The 20,484-nt window shown below is 69.3% G+C and carries 17 protein-coding genes; 9 read left to right on the top strand and 8 right to left on the bottom strand.

Annotated features, from left to right (window positions below):
• Nucleotides 1–23 precede the first annotated feature (23 nt).
• Together ACXIZN_RS19640 and ACXIZN_RS19635 are read left to right on the top strand one after the other, a co-directional pair.
• Nucleotides 24–1,289, top strand: a complete 1,266-nt coding sequence (locus ACXIZN_RS19640) for an amidohydrolase (protein WP_457956101.1) — start codon at nt 24–26, stop codon at nt 1,287–1,289.
• Between the two features lie 17 nt (nt 1,290–1,306).
• The gene (locus ACXIZN_RS19635) at nt 1,307–1,660 is read left to right on the top strand and encodes a DUF3099 domain-containing protein (protein WP_126731478.1); all 354 of its coding nucleotides are present in this window, start codon (nt 1,307–1,309) and stop codon (nt 1,658–1,660) included.
• A gap of 365 nt (nt 1,661–2,025) precedes the next feature.
• On the opposite strand, the gene ACXIZN_RS19630 is transcribed toward ACXIZN_RS19635, so the two are convergent.
• From ACXIZN_RS19630 to ACXIZN_RS19615, 4 genes are read right to left on the bottom strand one after another with little or no spacing between them, the layout of a single operon-like run.
• The gene (locus ACXIZN_RS19630; protein ID WP_457956099.1) at nt 2,026–2,907 is read right to left on the bottom strand and encodes a carbohydrate kinase family protein; all 882 of its coding nucleotides are present in this window, start codon (nt 2,905–2,907) and stop codon (nt 2,026–2,028) included.
• Nucleotides 2,904–3,821, bottom strand: a complete 918-nt coding sequence (locus ACXIZN_RS19625; protein WP_457956098.1) for a pseudouridine-5'-phosphate glycosidase — start codon at nt 3,819–3,821, stop codon at nt 2,904–2,906. Before ACXIZN_RS19625 ends, ACXIZN_RS19630 begins: the two co-directional genes overlap by 4 nt.
• Nucleotides 3,822–3,830: 9 nt before the next feature.
• Nucleotides 3,831–4,475 (bottom strand): HD domain-containing protein, encoded by a 645-nt coding sequence (locus tag ACXIZN_RS19620; RefSeq protein WP_457956097.1) that lies wholly within the window; start codon nt 4,473–4,475, stop codon nt 3,831–3,833.
• The gene (locus ACXIZN_RS19615; protein WP_457956095.1) at nt 4,475–5,281 is read right to left on the bottom strand and encodes a sporulation protein; all 807 of its coding nucleotides are present in this window, start codon (nt 5,279–5,281) and stop codon (nt 4,475–4,477) included. Before ACXIZN_RS19615 ends, ACXIZN_RS19620 begins: the two co-directional genes overlap by 1 nt.
• 58 nt (nt 5,282–5,339) lie before the next feature.
• Between ACXIZN_RS19615 and ACXIZN_RS19610 the strand changes: the two genes are divergently transcribed.
• Nucleotides 5,340–5,582 (top strand): DUF3039 domain-containing protein, encoded by a 243-nt coding sequence (locus ACXIZN_RS19610; RefSeq protein WP_007033595.1) that lies wholly within the window; start codon nt 5,340–5,342, stop codon nt 5,580–5,582.
• Between the two features lie 120 nt (nt 5,583–5,702).
• The gene (locus ACXIZN_RS19605) at nt 5,703–6,539 is read left to right on the top strand and encodes a hypothetical protein (RefSeq protein WP_457956094.1); all 837 of its coding nucleotides are present in this window, start codon (nt 5,703–5,705) and stop codon (nt 6,537–6,539) included.
• 256 nt (nt 6,540–6,795) lie between these two features.
• Here the strand turns inward: ACXIZN_RS19605 and ACXIZN_RS19600 are convergent, their stop codons facing one another.
• On the bottom strand, nt 6,796–9,924 hold the full coding sequence (locus ACXIZN_RS19600; protein ID WP_457956092.1) for an efflux RND transporter permease subunit: 3,129 nt from the start codon (nt 9,922–9,924) through the stop codon (nt 6,796–6,798).
• A gap of 119 nt (nt 9,925–10,043) precedes the next feature.
• Nucleotides 10,044–11,168 (bottom strand): YihY/virulence factor BrkB family protein, encoded by a 1,125-nt coding sequence (locus ACXIZN_RS19595; RefSeq protein WP_457956090.1) that lies wholly within the window; start codon nt 11,166–11,168, stop codon nt 10,044–10,046.
• Between the two features lie 264 nt (nt 11,169–11,432).
• Here ACXIZN_RS19595 and ACXIZN_RS19590 point away from each other — a divergent pair, with 264 nt between their 5' ends.
• The 5 genes from ACXIZN_RS19590 (at nt 11,433) to ACXIZN_RS19570 (ending at nt 18,788) form a co-directional block, all read left to right on the top strand.
• Complete coding sequence (locus ACXIZN_RS19590) at nt 11,433–13,187, top strand: DEAD/DEAH box helicase (protein ID WP_034317045.1); 1,755 nt, start codon at nt 11,433–11,435, stop codon at nt 13,185–13,187.
• 929 nt (nt 13,188–14,116) lie between these two features.
• Nucleotides 14,117–15,250, top strand: coding sequence for a sugar ABC transporter substrate-binding protein (locus ACXIZN_RS19585; RefSeq protein WP_457956089.1), 1,134 nt, complete (start codon nt 14,117–14,119; stop codon nt 15,248–15,250).
• Nucleotides 15,251–15,337: 87 nt separating this feature from the next.
• Nucleotides 15,338–16,111: an ATP-binding cassette domain-containing protein gene (locus ACXIZN_RS19580; RefSeq protein WP_005164482.1), complete on the top strand. Its 774-nt coding sequence runs from the start codon at nt 15,338–15,340 to the stop codon at nt 16,109–16,111.
• Between the two features lie 23 nt (nt 16,112–16,134).
• Entirely contained in the window at nt 16,135–17,595 is a 1,461-nt protein-coding gene (locus tag ACXIZN_RS19575; RefSeq protein ID WP_457956087.1) for a sugar ABC transporter permease, read from the top strand.
• Between the two features lie 11 nt (nt 17,596–17,606).
• Nucleotides 17,607–18,788, top strand: coding sequence for an ROK family protein (locus tag ACXIZN_RS19570; RefSeq protein WP_436460731.1), 1,182 nt, complete (start codon nt 17,607–17,609; stop codon nt 18,786–18,788).
• 57 nt (nt 18,789–18,845) lie between these two features.
• Here ACXIZN_RS19570 and ACXIZN_RS19565 read toward each other — a convergent pair whose 3' ends face one another.
• Nucleotides 18,846–19,451: a TetR/AcrR family transcriptional regulator gene (locus tag ACXIZN_RS19565; protein WP_457956085.1), complete on the bottom strand. Its 606-nt coding sequence runs from the start codon at nt 19,449–19,451 to the stop codon at nt 18,846–18,848.
• Entirely contained in the window at nt 19,432–20,295 is an 864-nt protein-coding gene (locus tag ACXIZN_RS19560; RefSeq protein ID WP_457956084.1) for an alpha/beta fold hydrolase, read from the bottom strand. The genes ACXIZN_RS19565 and ACXIZN_RS19560 overlap by 20 nt, the downstream gene beginning before the upstream one ends.
• Between the last annotated feature and the right edge of the window lie 189 nt (nt 20,296–20,484).

Below are 20,484 nucleotides of genomic sequence, written 5' to 3'. Positions count from 1 at the left end.
GGTAATACTGCCAGGATTGCGTCGTGAGCCTCGAGAGTGTCCTGGCACCGCTGCAGGCGGCGCTGCCCGGATTGGAAGACCTGTACACCGACCTCCACCGGCATCCGGAGCTGTCGTTCGCCGAAACCCGTACCGCCGCCGAGCTGGCGAAGCGCCTGGAGGCCGACGGCTACGAGGTGCACACCGGTATCGGGCGCACCGGCGTCCTGGGTGTGCTGCGCAACGGGCCGGGCCCGAAGGTGATGCTGCGCGCCGACATCGACGCGCTGCCGGTCGAGGAGAAGACCGGGCTGCCGTACGCGAGCACCGCGCGCGGGGTCGACGCCGAGGGCCGCGAAGTCCCGGTGATGCACGCTTGCGGCCACGACATGCACGCCACCTGGCTCTCCGGCGCCGCGTCGCTGCTCGCGTCCGGGCGCGAGCACTGGTCCGGCACGCTGATGGTCGTGTTCCAGCCGGGGGAGGAGGCGGGGGACGGCGCCGCCGGCATGGTCCGCGACGGCGTCTTCGGGCCCGCCGGCAAACCCGACGTCGTGCTCGGCCAGCACGTCGTACCCGGTCCGGCGGGGTGGGTGCTGACCAGGCCGGGCGTGATCATGGCGGCCACCGACGCGCTCCGCATCACCCTGCACGGCCGCGGCGGGCACGGCTCGCGTCCCGAGACCACGGTGGATCCGGCGGTGCTCGCCGCGTCCGTGGTGCTCAAGCTCCAGACCATCGTGTCGCGGGAGATCTCGGCGACCGAGTCGGCGGTGGTGACCGTCGGATCGCTGCACGTCGGCACGGCGCACAACATCATCGCCGACCACGCCGTCCTCGAGGTCAACATCCGGTCGTTCGACCAGGCCGTGCGGGAGAAGGTCGTCGCGGCGGTCGAGCGGATCGTCCAGGGCGAGGCGGCCACCGCGGGCGCGCCGAAACCGCCGGAGATCGAGCGGATCGGCGCGTTCCCGGTCACCGAGAACGACGACGCGGCCACGGAGGGGCTCACCGCCGCTTTCCGCGACTACTTCGGCGAGGGCCGCGTGATGCCCGCGCCGCTGGTCACCGGCAGTGAGGACTTCAGCGAGTTCGGCCGCGCGGCCGGCGTCCCCTCGGTGTTCTGGCTGGTCGGCGGCATGGACGAGGGCAAGGTGATCGCCGCGATGACCGCCGGCCGCTTCGAACGGGACATCCCGTCGAACCATTCGCCGCTCTTCGCGCCGATCCCACACCCGACGCTTTCGGCGGGCGTCGAGACGCTCGTGGTCGCGGCTCTGCACCGGCTCACCCACCCGGGTGTCGGATGAGCCCGGCGAGTGGGAGCATGGAAGCCGGAGGTGGTGCTGTGAACGCGCCCGCCCACGGTCCCGAACCGAGGGAACCCGCTCCGGTGCTGATCACCGAAGCCGCCCCGTCCTACGAAGACCAGCTGGCCAAACGGAAGCGGAAGTACATCATCATGATGTCGTTCCGCATCCCGTGCCTCATCCTCGCCGGGATCTTCTACGAGACCTGGTGGCTGGCGCTGGCCCTGATCGCGATCTCGATCCCGCTGCCCTGGGTCGCCGTCCTGATCGCCAACGACCGGCCGCCGCGCAAGAGCGAGAAGGTCAACCGGTACCAGGCCGAACCGACGCGGATCGAAAGCTCCGGTCATCGCGTCATCGACGGCGGCTGACCCGTTTCGCGCCCCTCTCGTGAGTGGACGGTTCTGACCGAGGGGTCTGGAGCCGGATGTCGCGAAAGCCACTTTCGGGACATCAGACGTCTCGAAAGCGGCTTTCGCGACATGATCACCAGGACGGTGCAGGGTCCGGCAAGCCCAGCACCCAGCGGAACCCCGGTACCGAATGGCTCTGGTCTCGTGAGTGGTGAGGACGGTTAGAACCGTCCTCACNCGGTCAAGGCGAGCGGCCACCGGTACGCGGAGATCATCGCCGAGCACCGGAACCGCTGACCCGGCTTGTTCGCCGGCTGGGAACAGCAAGCAGGCTCGTGAGTGGTGAGGACGGTTAGAACCGTCCTCACCACTCACGAGGGGGACTACGGCTGCGGCCCGACCTTCGAAACCGCCTGGGCACCCAGCCGGGTTCCGGCCCGAAGCACCTCCGCGGTGGACTCGCCGCGCAGCCACGCCGCGAGCACTCCGGCATCGAACGCGTCGCCGGCTCCGGTGGAGTCGACGCACTCCGCGGGCTGGGCAGGCACAGAGGTGATCGTGCCGCTCGCGTCGATCCAGCTGGCGCCGTCGAGACCGGCGGTGACCACGACCTCGCCGACGTAGTCCAGCAGTTCCTTCGCCGCTTCGGGATCGCTCGACCCGGTCAGCGCGACCAGCTCGCTGGTGTTCGGCATCAGCAGGTCGACCCCGCGCACGTCGTCGAGGAAGGCCGCGGGATCGGTGATCAGCGTCGCCGCCTGCGGATCGACCGACGTCGTCAGCCCGGCCTTCTTCGCCGCCGCCAGCGACGCGAGCGCCGCCGGTCGCGAAGACGGGTACAGCAGGACGTACCCCGAGAGGTGCAGGTGGCTAGCCCCGCGCAGCGCCGCCTCGGTGACGTCCTCGGGGCTGAACCTCGCGTTCGCGGCGCGGTCGGCGAGCATGCTCCGCTCACCGGCGCCGTCGACGAGCACGACGACGCAGAACGTCGGTTCGTCGGGGTCCACCGCGAACTCGCAGCGGACGCCCGCCGCCTCCAGTTCGCTCTTCACCATGCGGCCGCCGGAGTCGTCGCCGATCCGCGCGACCAGTGTGGTCTCCGCGCCCTCGGCCCGCAGCCACAGCGCGGTGTTCGCGCCCGCGCCACCGCTGGTGAAGTGGACCTTCGCGCGGATGTCGCCGCCGTGCGGGATGGGGCCTTCGTGCCGCGCGACCACGTCGAGACCGACGTCGCCGACGACGACGATGCCGCTGCTGCCGCTCATGCCGCGCTCTTCACGAGCGCGACGGCGACCGCGGTGGCCAGTTCCGCGTTGGACAGCACCAGCGCCTCGTTCGCGTCCAGGCTCACGCCTTCGCTGGCGGTGTGGAAGTGCTCCAGCAGCACCGGCGTGACGTCCTTGCCGTGCACGCCGCGCGACTTGAGGAGTTCCAGCCCTTCGGCGAGCAGCCGGTCGTGCAGCTCCTTGTCCATTTCGGACGCTTCCGGGATCGGATTCGCCAGCAGGACACCGGAATCCGCGTGCGCCCGGTGGGCGGCGATGACCGAGGCGGCCTGCGCGGCGTCGTCGACCCGCCACGGCACCTCGAAACCGGACGAGCGGAGGTAGAACGCGGGGAACTCGCCGGTGCGGTACCCCAGCACCGGTACCGAGTTGGTCTCCAGCACTTCGAGGGTCGCGGCGATGTCGAGCACCGACTTCACGCCGGAACAGACGACCGTGGTCGGTACCTTCGCGAGCACGCCGAGATCCGCCGACACGTCCCAGCTCTGAGCCGCGCCCTGGTGCACGCCGCCCAGCCCGCCGGTGGCGAACATGCCGATCCCGGCCGCGGCGGCCAGCGCCGCCGTGCTCGCGACCGTCGTCGCCCCGGAGCGGCCGAGGCCGACGGCCGGGCCGATGTCGCGCAGGGAGAGCTTGTCCAGCTCCGCGCCGGGCGCGCAGACCCGTTCCAGCTGCTCGCCGGTGAGGCCGACCAGAGGGACACCGTCGAGGACGGCGATGGTCGCGGGGACGGCGCCGCCGTCGCGCACGACCTTCTCCAGCCGCCGGGCGACGTCGAGGTTGCGGCCGGGCGGGAGACCGTGGGAGAGGATGGTGCTCTCCAGCGCGACGACGGGGTCACCGGCGGCGAGGGCGGAGGCGACCTCTTCGTGAAGGGACAGTTGCGGAGTCACGAACGAACATCATCGGTGATGTGGGTCCGCGTCACGCCATCGGGTCAGTTCGTGCGCGAGGTTCGCGCGCGCCTTGCTCTCCCAGCGTGCCCGCGCGATGTCGCTGCGGTACAGCCGCGGCCTGGCCAGCAGGTTCTCCAGCACGGCCACGCGTCCCGCCCGCCAGTCCTCGTCGGAGTAGATCGAGTACTCCTCCCGGACACCGCTCGCGTACTCCTCGTAGCGCTCCGGTGGGGCACCGAGGATGGCGAGGTCGGCGTCGAGCAGCGCCGTGGCGAGCAGGTCGTCGTCCGGGGCGGAGTGGTGGATCGTGCTCAGGACCAGCTCCTCGGCACGCTGGACATCCGCCTCGGGGACGCCGGCGTTGGTGAGTTCGTCGCGCGTCCAGGTGGCGCTCGCCCGTTCGTCCTCACCGGGACGGGCGTCGTAGACGACGTCGTGCGTCCATGCGGCGACGGCGACCAGTGCACGTTCGCGGGAGCCCAGGCCGAAGGCGACGGCGAGGTCGCCGCTGTCGTGGGCGACCGCCGTGACGTGCCGGAGATCGTGGTAACGGCGATGCGGTTCGGCGTAGCGGGTCTGGAGGTCGTCCCACGCGACGGCGGCGATCTGGTGATCGCCACCGAGCCGGGTGATCGCGGTGGGCCACTCCATCAGTCGAAGATCCCGCGTGCCTTGGCCACCTCGTGCAGCCATCCCTCGAGCTGCGGCTCCCACTTGACCCGTTCCAGTGCCGCGTGGTCGACCTTGAACAGGCCGAGGAACTCCTGGCCGCGTCCGCCGAACCCGCCGCTCTTGGACACCCGGACCCGTTTGGTCACCTCCAGCACGACCTGTGTCTCCGACGGCGAGGACAGGAAGGTCACCGCCACCGAGGTGAACACGGGGGCGAACCGCGGCGAAGGGGTGAAGCGGATCTCCTGGAAGAACGGGAGCTGCTGGACGGCTCCGTTGATCCGGCCGCGTTCCAGCACGGCCTCGCGGAAGACGAACCCGATCCGGCTGAAGGCGTCCAGGATCCGTTTCTGGGCCGGCAGCGGCTCGATCGCGGCGGCGTCGACGTCGACCGGGTCCGTCACGGAGTTCGCGATGTCGAGGCAGGTCTGCAGGCCGACGGCCATCCCGGTCAGCGGTTTGCCGAAGACGCTGGAGATCGGCGTCTCCCAGGGAAGGGCCACCTCGAACGGGAGGCGGACCTGCTGTCCCGGCCCGATCCGCTCGTTGCCCGCCAGCTGCTGGGTGCCGAATTCGAGGTCCTCGACGCCGGGGCGGCGTTCGTCCGGGAGGGTGACCCTGGCGAGCAGCTTCACCGAGAGGCCGTTGATCTCTTGCTCGACTTCGCCGCCGAGCAGCAGGACCTCGCCGCGCAACGGGCGGCCGGGGGAGATCGTGCGGTCGAGCAGCCGGGCGTCGATCTTCGCCCCGCCCGAGCCGAATGTCGCGAGCACCTTCTGGAACATGGGCGAGATCCTGCCAGGTCGCCGGTGTGCGCAGGAGGTTTTGGGGCACAATGGAGGGGTGAGTACACAGACCCTTCCGAAGCCGGATACCCGTCCCGAGGGCACCGACGGCACCGACGACGATTCGCCGAAGATGTTCCACTACGTGCGCAAGAACAAGATCGCCGAAAGCGCGGTCATGGGCACGCACGTGGTGGCGCTGTGCGGTGAGGTCTTCCCGGTGACGAAGTCGGCGAAGCCCGGTTCGCCGGTCTGCCCGGACTGCAAGAAGATCTACGACGGCCTCAAGCCGGGCGACTGAGTGTCCGTCCGGTGTCCGAAACCGGACAAAATCTGAAAATCCTTCACATGGTGGCTGTCCGTCCCGGTCTTCGCTGGTAATCAGTACGCGCCAGCGAAAACCCGCCGGGACGGAGCCTTCATGCGTAGAACCGGGATCGTGCTCGCCATCGCCGCGTTGGTCGCGGTGTTCTCACCCGCCGCCGCCCAAGCCGTCACAGGCTGGACCACCGTCGGCTCGGACAACGCCCGCCCGCTCGACGAGGGCCAGGGCCTGGCCACCATCGAACGGCCGTCCGGGACGATCTACCGCTACACCGGGATCGCGACCGTTCCCGTGAACCTCTCGTCCCAGGGCTGGAACCACGTCGGCGACCCTGGCTCCGCGCAGGGCTGGTACGTCGAGCCGTATCAGCGCGACGACAGGGGAGCGAAGCTCTTCCGCGTCGAGTCGCCCAACGGGACGTGGGCGAACTACACGCACGCGCTGGAGTCGTGGGAGGCGAACAACAACTCGTTCGCCGCCGTGACCCCCGACGCGCGCTGGATGGTTGCGGGCGAATGGGGCACGATGGACCGGCTCCTCGTGCACCCGATGCCCGGTGTCGCGCACACGAACCCGTCGGCGAACCTGCCGTACGCGTCCGCGATCCGGCTCGACAAGCCGGTGCGGGACATCCAGGGCTGCGACTTCGTCACCGCGACCCGGCTGCTGTGCGCGTCCGACGACCCCGAGGGCTCGCTGTTCGGGACCACGAAGCCGCTGCTGCAGGTCGACCTCTCCGGCGCCCTGTCCGGTTCGGACGTGACCGGACGGGTCACGTCGCTGGGGCAGCTGCCGCTGAAGAGCACCTGCAGCGGGAACTTCGAGACCGAGGGCATCGACGTCGCCGCCGACGGGACCCTGCGGGTCGTCATGCTTTCGCCGTCGTGGTGCGTGGCCTTCGACAGCAAGACGTGGCGGTTCCGTAAGGCGTGACTCGCGTGATCAGACGCGTAACTCGCGTGATTGGAGGCGTACCTGCTCCAATCACGCGAGTTACGGCTTCAAGCACGCGAGTTACGCCTTGCCGCAACGGCTTTGTCTCGGCGAGATTCCTCCACTGTGGACAGTGACTGAGCCTTGCCGACTTTCGCGCCCGCGAGTGTGCCGCAGTTAGTCGGCTGAATGCGAAGTACTGAAGGGCGCGCCGGGCGGCCCCACCCGGCCCCGGCGCGCCTTCTGCCCCCAGGGTCTACGAAGCCGGCTCCGGTGTCAGCGTCTCGGTGGCCGGGGCGGGAGACCGGCGGGCGTCCTTCTTCGCGCGACGCTTCTCTTTCCGCGTCTCGACCATCGTGTACAGCGTCGGCACCAGGATCAGCGTCAGCAGGGTCGAGCTGACCAGCCCGCCGATGACCACGATCGCCAGCGGCTGCCCGATGAACCCGCCCTGCCCGGTCAGCCCGAGCGCCATCGGGACCAGCGCGAAGATGGTCGCCGCCGCGGTCATCAGGATCGGCCGCAGCCGTCGCCTGCCGCCTTCGACGACGGCGTCGGTGACGCTCATTCCCGAAGCCCGGTACTGGTTGACCAGGTCGATCAGCACGATCGCGTTGGTCACCACGATGCCGACGAGCATCAGCATCCCGATCAGCGCGGGCAGGCCCAGCGCGGTCCCGGTGGCCAGCAGCAGCCCGATCGCGCCGGTCGCCGCGAACGGGATCGACACCAGCAGGATCAGCGGCTGGATCAGGCTGCGGAACGTCGCCACCATGATCAGGTAGACGATCGCGATCGCGGCCAGCAGCGCGAGGAACAGGTTCCCGAAGGCCTCCTGCTGGTCCTCGCTGACACCGCCGAGCTTGTACGCCGCGCCGCCGGCGAAGGTCAGACCGTTCAACTTGGACTGGATGGCCTTCGTGGTGGCGGCCAGATCCGCACCGGTGTTCTTGGCGGTGACCGTGGTGCTCAGCTCGCCCGAGGTGCGGTGCACCGCGGCCGGGCCGTCCACTGTGGACACAGTAGCGACGGAGTCCAGCCGCACCACGCCTGCCGCGCTCGGGATCGGCAGCGCCTTGACCGCGTCGACCGACACCGGCGCCGTTCCCGCGCGCAGCACGATGTCCGTGCGCCTGCCGTCGACCGGCAGCTGGGTCACCGTGCGGCCGGCGATCGCCTGGTTCGCGATCTGGCCGATCGTGGTCGCCGAAAGCCCGCTCGCGGCGGCCTTCGCGGCGTCGACCTCGACCTGCACGCGCGGCGAGCCCTGCGCGAGGTCACTGGTCACCTCGGTGAGGTCCGGGACGCCGGACAGGGCTTGGCGGACCTGTTCGGCGGCGGGCTTCAGCGCGGCTTCGTCCGGTGCGGTGACGGTGATCGAGATCTGGTCGGAGTTGAACCCGCCCGCTTCCGCGCCGATCTTGACCTCGCCGAGTTCCGGCTTGTCGAGTTTGCCCCGCAAGCGCTCCGACAGCGCGTCGAGGTCGGTGTCCTTGGCGACGGTGACCTGGATGCTGGTGGCCGTCCCGCCGCCGCCGAAGAAGTTGCCCCCGCCGATGCTCACCTGGTAGGTCTCGACGGCGGGTTCGGCGGCGAGCGCCTGCTCCACCGCGCCGGCGGCCTTCTCCTTGGCCTCGGAACTGGTGCCGGGCGGCAGCTTCTGCGAAAGGCTCAGCGTCGTCGAACCGGACTGGTCGAGGAAGTTCGTGTTCAGCTGCGAGGCCAGCCCGACCGTGCCGCCGAAGATGATCAGCGCCAGCAGCACCACGGTGACGCGCCGCCGCGTGGCGAACCGGATCACCGGAACATATCCGCGCTGCAAGAGTCCGCGGCGTTCCTTGTCCTCGGCGGCCTGGCGCGTGAGCTCGGCCTCGCGCTCGTCCGCCGGGGTCTTGGGCCGCTTGAGGAACCAGTACGCGAGCACCGGCACGATCGTCAGCGACACCAGGAGCGACGCCAGCAGCGCCACGGTGACCGTGATCGCGAACGGTGAGAACAGCTCGCCCACGAACCCGCCCACGAAGGCGATCGGCAGGAACACCGCCACCGTGGTGAGGGTGGACGACGTCACGGCGCCCGCGACCTCCCGCACGCCGTCGAGGACCGCGCGCTCCTTCTCCTCGCCGTACGCCAGATGTCGTTTGATGTTCTCCAGCACCACGATCGAGTCGTCGACCACCCGCCCGATGGCGATGGTGAGCGCGCCGAGGGTGAGCAGGTTCAGCGAGAGATCGCCGGTCCACAACGCCAGCAGCGCCACGACCACCGAAAGCGGGATCGACACCGCCGTCACCAGGGTGGAGCGCACCGACAACAGGAACAGGAGGATCACCACGACCGCGAACGCCAGCCCGAGCAGGCCTTCGGTGGTCAGGCCGCTGATCGCGTCCTTGACCGGGGTGCCCTGGTCGAATACGACGCTCATCTCGGCGCCGATCTTCTTCGACAGCTCGGGCAGCTTGTCCCGCACCGCTTCCGAGATCGCGACCGCGTTCCCGTTCTCCACCATGGTGATCGAGAGCCCGAGGCTCGGCTTGCCGTTGGTGCGCGTGATCGACGTCGGCGGCGCGAATCCGGCCTGCACGTCCGCGACGTCACCGAGCTTCACGGGCTTGCCCGCCTGCGCGCCGGGACGCGAAGGCTGCGAAGGCGTGAGGTAAAGGTTCTTGATCGTGTCCACTGTGGTCGGTCCGCCGCCGACCTGGACGGTGAGCGTCTTGCCGCCTTCGGTCAGCGTCCCGGCCGGGACGGCGGCACCGGCGGTCTGCAGCGTGGTGGCGATCGACGACGGGTCGACCCCCGCGGCGGCCAGTTTCGCGTAGTCCAGCGCGATGGTCACCCGCGGCTGCCGCGCGCCGGTCACCTCGACCTCGCGGACACCGTCGATCTTCCGCAGTTCCGGCGCGACCTCCCCGGTCAGCGCGGGCGCGAGCGCCTGCGGGTCACCGGTGGTCCCCGCGGCGAGCAGCACGACCGGGAGATCGTCGGTGGAGCCCGCCGAAACCGTCGACTCGCTGTTCTGCGGCAGCCGTGTCTTCAGCCCGTCGACGACGCGCTGGATCTGCCCGACCGCCGCGTCGATGTCCGTGCCGAACTCGAACTGCGCGGTGATCCGCGACAGCCCCTCCGACGACGTCGAGCTCAGCTCTTCGAGCCCCTTCAGCCCCTGCAGCCCGCCTTCGAGCGGCTCGGTGACCTGCCGGTCGACCGCGTCCGGCGACGCGCCCGCGTACGGCGTGATGATCTGCGCCTGCGGGAACTGCAGTGACGGGAACAGCTGCTGCTTCAGCTGTGGCAGGGCGAAGGCGCCGAAGCCGATCACCACCAGGGCGAGCAGCCCGATGAGACTTCGGTTGCGCAGGCTCAGTCTGGCCAGCGTGGACATGACGGTATCCCCCAGGAATGGCTCGGGACGGGCGGTTATCGCGAGCTTTTCACGGCAGGGGGTGGGGTGGATTCACACCACGGGTGGAATCCGAGTACGACTTCGGGATGAGGTCCCGCTCAACTTCGCCGGTCTGTCACCGAATCGGCTTCGCTCTGCGTTTCCTCGTTCACCGATTGTTCCGACACGTGTTCGGGGTCACCATCGGGGGAATCGCCGTTCTGGCGGGGGCGGCGGAGCGGGACCGTCGTCCGTTCCCACAGTTTGCGGCCCTCTTCGGCGCGGATCCGTTCGTTCGCGCGTTCCATTTCCAGCCGCCGCCATTTCCGGCGCTGCCGTTTCGTCGCCTTGGCGGGCCACAGTTCCTGGATGGCGCTGTTGAAGTACGCGCCGAAGACGACCGCGAGCCCGATGAAGAACATCAGCAACAGGAACGCGATCGGCGCGGCGAGCGCGCCATAGGTGTAGCCGGTCTTGGTGATCCAGTTCAGGTAGATCCGCAGGCCCACGCTGGAGAGCAGGAACACGATCATGGCGAGCATCGCGCCCGGCAGGCCACGATGCCACGGCAGTCGTCGCGGCAGCGCGAGCTTGTAGAGCGTGGTGAGCGCCAGCACGATCATCCCCCCGAGGACCGGGTAGTACAGCGTGCCGACCCAGTACGACACCGTGTCGCGCCAGTCGGTGGGGAAGAACTGGGGGAGCAGGTCCGGCCCGATCGCCAGCAGCGGCAGCCCGACCACCAGGATGACCAGCCCGGCCAGGTACAGCAGCAGCGCGAAGATCCGCTGCCACACGTCGTTGCGGACGCCGTACTGGTCGTGCGCCACCGTGATGGCGTCGACGAACGACGACATCGCCGACGAACCCGCCCACAGGGAGATCAGGAAGCCGACCGAGACGATCTCGCCCTTGCCGACGAACAGGATGCTGTTGACCGTCGGCTCGATGATGTCGTGGACGGCGTTGTCGCTGAAGATCGTCTTGCTGAAGGTGATGATCCGGTCGTGGACCGCGGTCACGACCTCCTGGCCGAACCAGTCGCCGACGAAGCCGAGACAGCCGAGAAGCCCCAGCAGCAGTGGCGGCAGCGAGAGCGTCTGCCAGAACGCGGCTTCGGCGGCCTCGGAGAAGATGTTGCCGTCCCACGCCTTGCTGAGCGTGCGGCTGAGCAGGCGCAACGGACCCCTGCGGCCCTTCGCGACCTCGGCGGCCGTATCCGGACGGCCGTTCTCCTCGCTCATGCAGCTCCTCCGCCGGCGCCGAGCGCCCTTGACGGTCTCCAGCATGGTCCATGCCGCGCCATTCGGCTCGCCACCCCTGGGTTTTCGGGTGAGTAACCCGACAACGGGGGTGGCGCTTCCGGCGTTCCACGGGCCCGCGAGGTAGGCTCTCCGGAGTGCCCTCACCTCAGGCGCCGGCGTCGCGGCCGGATACCCAAGTGGGGGTTTTCGCTTGTGTCAGGGTGGATGACCAGGCGTTTCGGGTGAGGGAGGAGGGGAACCTGCATGTCGGAAACCGTTGAACGCGATCGAGGCGAGCTGGGCGCGCCTCCCGCGGCGAAGGACAGCACGGCCCGCCCGCTGCGTGCCTGGCAGCGGCGAGCGCTGACGAAGTACCTCACGAAGAAACCGCAGGACTTCCTGGCCGTCGCGACGCCGGGCGCGGGCAAGACGGTGTTCGGTCTCCGGATCGCCGCCGAGCTGCTGAGCGACCGGACCGTCGAGCGGATCACCATCGTCGCGCCGACCGAGCACCTGAAGCACCAGTGGGCCGCCTCGGCCGCGGCCGCAGGTATCGCGATCGACTCGAACTTCCGCAACGGCACCGGCGTCACCTCGCGTGACTACCAAGGGGTCGCGGTGACCTACGCGCAGGTCGCCGCGCATCCGACGCTGCACCGTGTGCGCACCGAGAACCGCAAGACCCTGGTCATCCTGGACGAGATCCACCACGGCGGTGACGCGAAGTCGTGGGGCGACGCGATCCGCGAGGCGTTCACGCCCGCCGTCCGCCGCCTGGCGTTGACCGGGACCCCGTTCCGCAGCGACGACTCGCCGATCCCGTTCGTCACCTACGAGGCCGACGGCTCGGGTTTCCAGCGCAGCAAGGCCGACCACGCCTACGGCTACGCCGACGCGCTCGCCGACGGCGTGGTCCGGCCGGTCGTCTTCCTCGCCTACTCCGGTGAGGCCTCCTGGCGCACGAGCGCGGGGGAGGAGTTCACCGCGCGGCTCGGCGAGCCGCTGACGGCCGAGCAGAACGCGCGCGCCTGGCGCACGGCGCTCGACCCGGCGGGCGAATGGATCCCGTCGGTGCTGCAGGCCGCGGACACGCGTCTCGCGCAGCTGCGCGCCAACGGCATCCCGGACGCGGGCGGTCTGGTGATCGCCACCGACCAGGACTCCGCGCGCGCCTACGCCAAGATCCTGGAGCGCATCTCCGGCCAGACCCCGACGGTCGTCCTCTCCGACGATCCCAAGGCGTCCGGGCGGATCAAGGAGTTCTCCGATTCGACCGACCGCTGGCTCGTGGCGGTCCGGATGGTGTCCGAAGGCGTCGACGTGCCGCGGCTGGCGGTCGGCGTCTACGCCACGAGCGCGTCGACCCCGCTGTTCTTCGCGCAGGCCATCGGCCGGTACGTGCGTTCGCGGAAGCCCGGCGAGACCGCTTCGGTGTTCCTGCCGAGCGTGCCGGTGCTGCTGGAGCTGGCCAGCGAGCTGGAGGCGCAGCGCGACCACGTCCTCGGCAAGCCGCACCGCGAGAAGGAGGGCTGGGACGACGAGCTCCTGGCCCAGGCCAACCGCACCGAGGACGAGCCGGGCGAGGAGGAGAAGGCGTTCACCTCGCTGGGCGCCTCCGCCGAACTCGACCAGGTCATCTACGACGGCAACTCCTTCGGCACCGCGGTGTTCTCCGGTTCCGACGAGGAGCAGGAGTACCTCGGCCTGCCGGGGCTGCTCGAACCGGACCAGGTCCGCGCCCTGCTGCGGAAGCGGCAGGAGGAGCAGCTCTCCGACGAGAAGCGGCGCAAGCCCAAGGCGGAGGAGGCGGCGCCGGTCGCGCGGCCGCAGTCGGTCAGCGAACGGCTCGGCAGCCTGCGCAAGGAGCTGAACGCGCTGGTGGGCGTGCACCACCACCGGACGAAGAAGCCGCACGGCGCGATCCACAACGAACTGCGCCGGGTCTGCGGCGGCCCGCCGACCGCGATGGCGTCGGTGGAGCAGCTCGAAGAGCGGATCGTCACCCTGCGTTCCTGGTGATCGCTCCGTAGCCTTCACGCGGGCTGGGGGTGGGGCGCTAGTCCGTGAAGGCCTCCTTGAGGGACTCCGGGACCCCGTTCCAGACCGGAGCGAGCGTTGTTGATGAAGGATTCGGGACGTTCACTGTCCCGAATCCTTCATNTGGTGATCGCTCCGTAGCCTTCACGCGGGCTGGGGGTGGGGCGCTAGTCCGTGAAGGCCTCCTTGAGGGACTCCGGGACCCCGTTCCAGACCGGAGCGAGCGTTGTTGATGAAGGATTCGGGACGTTCACTGTCCCGAATCCTTCATCAACGAATCCAAGCGTGGAGGAGCCAGGAGGTTCATCGCCCCGAATCCCTCAGGCTCGACCCACACCAGTGGGTAAGCAAAACAAGTCCCTCAAGAAGGTGTCCACGGACTCAGGAGGGCCTCCCACCTCGGAGCGCCTCGGCCCAAGACACGGACTGTGTGGATTTTGGGGCGTCAGATGTCCCAAAATCCACACGGTTCTGGCGCGAGCGTTCCGGAAGGGGCGGGGTGTGTGGATATAGGGACGTTCAACGTCTCTATATCCACATGTGTGGATATAGGGACGTTCAACGTCTCTATATCCACACACCTCTCGCTCAGGGTGAACTCGCTTCCTCGTCGGGCATGTCGTCCCTCGCCTGCCGATGATCTTCACCGGAATCCCTGGTCCTCGCACCGCGATCATCAGCGCCGATCACGCTGAGTGAGTGGTGGCGGTCACACCGTCAGCGCGCCTAGACTTCGTACGCCTTGCTACGGCCACGTTGCCAAACCGTGTCCATTTGATGAGGCTTAATCGATTCAGCCGTCTTCCGCGAAACACGTTCGGCGGCATATGTTGTCGCCCACAACATATGCGCGATGGTGCGACCGGTCCTCGAGGATCGCCGCCCGCGAGCAAGATCCGGAAGGACAGAGGATGCGCAGCAGAACCCTTACCCTCCTCGCCGCGACGGTGGGCGCCGGCCTGGTGCTCTCCGCCTGTGGCGCCAACACCGCCGACTCGGGCAGCGGCAACTCCTCGCAGTCCGCCCCCGCCCCGGGCGGTGCCGCCGCCGGCGGCAAGGTCGGCGTCATCCTGCCGGAGACCGCCACCTCGGCGCGCTGGGAGTCCTTCGACAAGCCGTTCCTGACCAAGGCGCTCAAGGACGCGGGCTTCGACGCCGACGTCCAGAACGCCCAGGGCGACGTCCAGAAGTTCACCACGCTGGCCGACGGCATGATCGCGCAGAACGTCAAGGTCCTGATCATCGCCGCCATCAACGGCGAGGTCGGCGCGGCGGTCGCCCGCAAGGCGCAGGCCGCGGGCATCCCGACGATCGACTACGACCGCCTGAACCTCGGCGGCAGCTCCGACTACTACGTCTCGTTCGACAACGAGAAGGTCGGCCAGCTGCAGGGCCAGGGTCTCGCCGACGCGCTGAAGGACAAGAAGGGTGCCGAGGTCGTCATGATCGAGGGCGCCCCGACCGACAACAACGCGACGCTGTTCGCCAACGGCCAGAAGTCCGTGCTGCAGCCGAAGTTCGCCAGCGGCGACCTGAAGCTCGTGCGCGAGCAGGCCATCGACAACTGGGACAACCAGAAGGGCGGCCAGACCTTCGAGCAGATCCTGACCGACAACAAGGGCAAGGTCGACGGCGTCGTCGCCGCGAACGACGGTCTCGCCGGCGCGGTCATCACCGTGCTGAAGAAGAACGGCCTCAACGGCAAGGTCCCGGTCACCGGCCAGGACGCCACCGCGGACGGCCTCATGGCGATCCTGCGCGGCGACCAGTACATGACCGTCTTCAAGCCGATCAAGGAAGAAGCCGAAGCCGCGGCGAAGCTCGCCGTGCTGCTGGCCAAGGGCGACAAGGCGGGCGCCGACGCGCTGGCCACCGGCAAGGCGAAGGACCCGAAGGGCAACCGCGAGGTCAAGTCCGTGCTCCTCGAGCCGAAGATGACCACCAAGGACGGTGTCAAGGAGGTCGTGACGCAGGGCTACGTCAAGGCCGCCGAGATCTGCGGCGGCGACCTGGCCGCGGCGTGCACGCAGCTCGGTATCTCCTGACCCGTTCGATCCAGACGACCGGGCCGGTGCGTTCTCCCGACAGCGCGCACCGGCCCGGTACCCAGCCGGGAGAATTCGAGAACCCCCATGAGTGAACCCATCCTCGAACTGAAGCAGCTCAACAAGAGCTTCGGGCCGGTCCACGTCCTCCACGACGTGGACTTCAACGTGCGCGCCGGCGAGGTCACCGCGCTGGTCGGCGACAACGGTGCCGGTAAGTCCACTTTGGTCAAGTCGATCGCCGGGATCCACGGCTACGACTCGGGAACGGTGACGTTCCAGGGCAAGCAGGTGAACATCCACGGCCCGCGCGACGCCGCGGATCTGGGCATCGAGGTCGTTTACCAGGACCTCGCGCTGGCCGAGAACCTCGACATCGTGCAGAACATGTTCCTCGGCCGGGAACGCGGCAGCAAATGGCTGCTCGACGAGGCCAGCATGGAGAAGGCCGCCCGCGAGACGCTCGCGTCGCTGTCGGTCCGCACCGTGAAATCGGTCCGTACGCCCGTTTCGGCCCTCTCGGGCGGGCAGCGGCAGACCGTCGCGATCGCCAAGTCCGTGCTGTGGGACTCGAAGGTCGTCCTCCTCGACGAGCCCACCGCCGCGCTCGGCGTCGCGCAGACCCGCCAGGTGCTCGACCTGGTCCGCCGCCTCGCCGAACAGGGCCTCGGCGTCGTGCTGATCAGCCACAACATGGCCGACGTCTTCGAGGTCGCCGACCGTATCGCGGTGCTCTACCTCGGCCGTCTCGTCGCCGAGGTGCACACCAAGGACGTCACCCACGGCCAGGTCGTGGAACTGATCACCGCCGGTCGCTCCGGCGACCTCGGCCTTGCCCGCCCCGAAGCCGCCGTCCTCTGATCCGAGGCGAGAAAGAACCGGAAATGACTGAGACACCTGCAAAGCCCGCCTCGCCGGAGGGGGGCAAGTCGGCGGCCGCCGCGCTCAACCCGTCGGCGGCCATCACGGACTTCGGCATCGACACGACATCGATGTCGACGCGCGAGGCCGTCGGCGACTACTTCTCCCGGCTCAAGGCGGGACAGCTGGGTTCGCTCCCGGCGCTGCTCGGCCTGCTCGTGCTGGTGATCGTGTTCGCCTCGCTGTCGGACACCTTCCTGACGATGAACAACATCGCGAACCTGATGGCACAGGGCGCCGGCAAGGCGATCATCGCGATGGGCATCGTGTTCGTGCTGCTGCTCGGTGAGATCGACCTGTCCGCGGGTACCGCGTCCGGGGTCACCGCCGCGGTACTGGCGATGCACTACGTGCGCAACGGAAACCTGTTGGGCGGCATGGGGAACGGCGTGTTCATCGCGTTCCTCGTGGTGCTCGCGATCGCCGCGCTGCTCGGGGTGGTCCTGCGGATCTGGGCGGGCGTCGGGTTCGCCGTGCTCGCCATCGCGCTCGTGCTGTCGGGGACCGCGGCCAACCCGTGGATCGAGATGCTGCTCGCGATCAGCGTCGGTGGCGCGATCGGTGTCCTCACCGGCTTCCTCGTCTCCAAGATCGGGATGCCCTCGTTCGTGGTGACACTGGCGCTCTTCCTCGCCTGGCAAGGGGTCATCCTCCAGTTCATCGGTGAGGGCGGCACGCTCGGCATCAGCACCTCGGACGTGCTGTTCAAGGTCGCCAACGGCAATCTGTCCACTGTGGGCAGCTGGGTCCTCTTCGTGATCGCCGCCGGCGGGTTCGCCGCGGTGACCCTCGGCCAGCACTTCTCGCGGCTCAAACGCGGCCTGGTCACCCAGCCGACGCCGATGGTGCTGTTCAAGGTCGGCGCGATCGCCGTGGTCGCCGCGATCGCGACCTATCTGCTGACGCTGAACCGCGCGCCGAACCCGAACATCGTCATCTCCGGTGTCCCGTACGTCGTGCCGATCGTGCTCGGCCTGCTGGTGCTCGGCACCTACGTGCTCAACCGCACCCAGTACGGCCGCCACATCTACGCCGTCGGCGGCAACCGCGAGGCGGCCCGCCGCGCCGGTATCAACGTCGAGAAGATCCGCGCTTCGGTGTTCGTCATCTGCTCGGCGGTGGCGGCGATCGGCGCGATCGTCTACTCGTCGAAGGTCGGTTCGGTCGACCCGCAGGCCGGTGGCCTCAACACGCTGCTGTTCGCGGTCGGCGCCGCCGTCATCGGTGGTACGTCGCTGTTCGGCGGCAAGGGCCGGGTCGTCGACGCGGTGATCGGTGGTCTCGTGCTGGCGGTCGTGGAGAACGCGCTCGGCCTGCTCAAGCAGTCGGCGGCGGTGGTCAACATCGTCACCGGTTTGGTGCTGCTTCTCGCGGCCACGGTCGACGCGCTGTCCCGGCGCCGCGCGGCTGCGTCGCCGCGCTGAGTCCGCATGGAATGATGAAGCCCGTGACCAGCACACCCGTTGCACGACCAGACGAGGTGCGCAGGCACAACCGCACGACCTTGCTCCGGTTGCTGCACGTCAGCGGCCCGAGCACCAGGGCGACCCTCGCCACCGAGCTGGGGCTCAACCGCAGCACCATCAAGACCCTCGTCGACGGCCTCGCGGAAGCGGGGGTCGTCGAGGAGCGGGTCCCGAGGCCGGGACGAGGGGCGGGCCGCCCCTCGCTCCTGGTCCTGCCGCAGCCGCACGCGGCGGTGGTGCTCGCGGTCGACCTCCAGGTCGAACACGTGGCGATCGCGCTGGTCGGATTCGGCGGCCAGATCCTCGGGCGCAACAGCTGGAACCTGCACGGCCGGATGCGGGAGGCCGACGAGGTGATCACGCACGTGATCGAGTCGACCACCGTGCTGGCGGGCGACCTCGGCGTGCAGCCGATCGCCGCCGGGGTGTCCGTTCCCGGCGTCGTCCGCCGGGCCGACGGGCACGTCCACGAGGCGCCCAACCTGCGCTGGACCGACGTGGCGCTGGGGGAACGGCTCGGCGGTGTGCTGCGCATCCCCATCCTGGTCGGCAACGACGCCGAACTCGGCGCCATCGCCGAACACCTGCGCGGCGCCGCGCGGGGTTCCTCCGACGCCGTGTACGTCTCCGCCGACGTCGGTGTCGGTGGAGGGATCATCGCGGACGGTTCGTCGCTGCGCGGCGGCGCGGGCTACGTCGGCGAGATCGGGCACATGGCGATCCGGCCCGGCGGCCGCCCCTGCTACTGCGGGTCCAGCGGCTGCTGGGAGACCGAGGTCGGCGAGGCGGCGCTGTGCCGCGCGCTGGACCTGCCCGAGGACACCCCTCGCGGGGCGATCCTGTTCGAACTGCGCGAGCTGGGCCGGGACCCGCACGCGGCCGAGGAGCGGCTGTCGGAGTTCGCGGAATGGCTGACGCTCGGCCTGGTGAACGTGGTCAACCTGCTCGGCCCGCAGCTGGTCGTGCTGGGCGACCTGCTCACCGTGCTGCCCGACTCGGTCGTGAAGTCGGTGGCCGCCGAGGTGCGGCGGCGGAGCCTGGTGAGCCGGGCCGTGGGCGGGACGCAGATCGTGAGCTCGGCGCTCGGGGCGGACGTGAAGCTGCTCGGCGCGGCCGAGGCGGCCTTCGAGATGATCCTGGACACCGTCTAGCTCGCGTTCAGTCCTCTGGATGCGGTAGTTGCACACGCAAGGACCGCATCCAGAGGACTAAACGCGTTCTTTCACGAGGCCGGACAGGAGGGCCACCAGGGCGGCGAGGGACTTCTCCTTCGCGGCCGCGGGGTCTTCGGCGTGCGCGATCATCAGCGCCGCCTCCGCGCACGCGCTCAGCGCCAGCTGCGCCAGCTCCGGGATGGGCGCGTCGATCAGCAGCCCGTCCGCCGCGGCGGCCTCCAGGATCTCCGTGATCAGGCCGAGCCCGTACCGGTTCTCCAGCTCCCGCCATTCCTGCCAGCCGAGGACGGAGACGGCGTCCGTGAGCGCGATCCGCACCACCTCGGGCCGCAGGCACAGGTCGAGGAACCGGCTCAGCACGCCGAGCGCCCCCGCCCACGGATCGTCCGTGGTGCGCAGGACGGTCTTGAGTTCCTCGGTGATCTCGGTTTCGATCTGCTCGATCACGGCACGGAACAAACCCTGCTTGTCCCCGAAGTGGTGATACAGCGCGCCACGGGTGACGCCGGCCGCCCGGACGATCTCGTCGGCGGGCACGGCGGCGTAACCCTGTTCGGCGAACAGGGTGCGCGCCGCCGTGATCAACGCGGCCTGCGTCGAGTGCGATCGTTCGGTCTGGCTACGTCGTGGCGTGGGCACGCAGGAATTCCACCATCATGCCGCTCAGCCGCTCCGGCTGGTCCTCCGGCACGAAGGCGTAAGAGTCCTCGATCGTCTTCAGTTCGGCGTTCGGCAGGACCCCGGCGAGCTTGCGGCCCAGCCACAGCGGGAAGTGCCGATCTTCGGGTGCCCAGGCCAGCAGAACGGGCTTGGCGAACGCGGGCAGCCGCTCGGCGGCGGTCAGCGTGTACCGGTTGTCGACGCTCGCGGTGAACCGGCGCAGATCGTCGCGGATCTCCGCGCTCCGGCGGCTGGGCAGCAGGTACGCGTCGAGGATGTGGTCCGGGACCGGGTGTTTGGTCAGCCAGAGGAAGTCCGTCTTCTCCAGGAGCCAGCGCCAGCGCAGCGCCTGGACCATCAGCCCGACGCCGCCGGGGATCCGTGCCAGCGTGCTCAGCCCCGCGAACAGCGGCGGCAGGAAGCGTTCGAAGGAGTCCGACGGCGTCAGCACGACCCGGCCCACCCGTTCCGGGTTCGTGGTCATGAGCAGTTGCGTGAGCGCGCCGCCGGTGTCGTTCGCGACCACGGTGACGTCGGTCAGGTCGAGCACTTCGAGGAACCGCGCGATGAGCGCGGCGACCCCGGGCGGGCTCAGGTCGGCGTTCGGGACCGGGATCTCGTGCGCGCCGAGCGGCCAGTCCGGGGTGAGACAGCGGAAGCCCGCGCCGGCGACCGCGGGGGCCACCTTGCGCCAGAGCAGGCCGTTGGTCAGCAGTCCGTGGACGAAGACCACGGGAGGGCCTTCACCGCGGTCGCGGTAGCGGATACGGGCGCCGCCGAGGTCCGCCTCGTGCACCTCGCCGAGCAGGTCGCTGGTCGTCATGGAAGTAACATACATGCTGTCTGTATGTTTTGGAAGACGCAGGTCTCGGAGGGGCCCTTTGAGACGGTGAGCGTCCTCAAGGGCACCTTCGGGACATGGGGTTCGACGTCGAGACGTTCCAGGGGCGGAAAACAGGGCGGGCGGCGCGCGCCCCCGCGGGGGGGGCGCGCCCCCGGGGGGGGGGGGGGG

The sequence above is a fragment of the Amycolatopsis sp. TRM77291 genome (assembly GCF_054166285.1).
The sequence above is the reverse complement of the archived record's forward strand: the minus strand, read 5'-3'. Positions and strand labels throughout refer to the sequence as shown.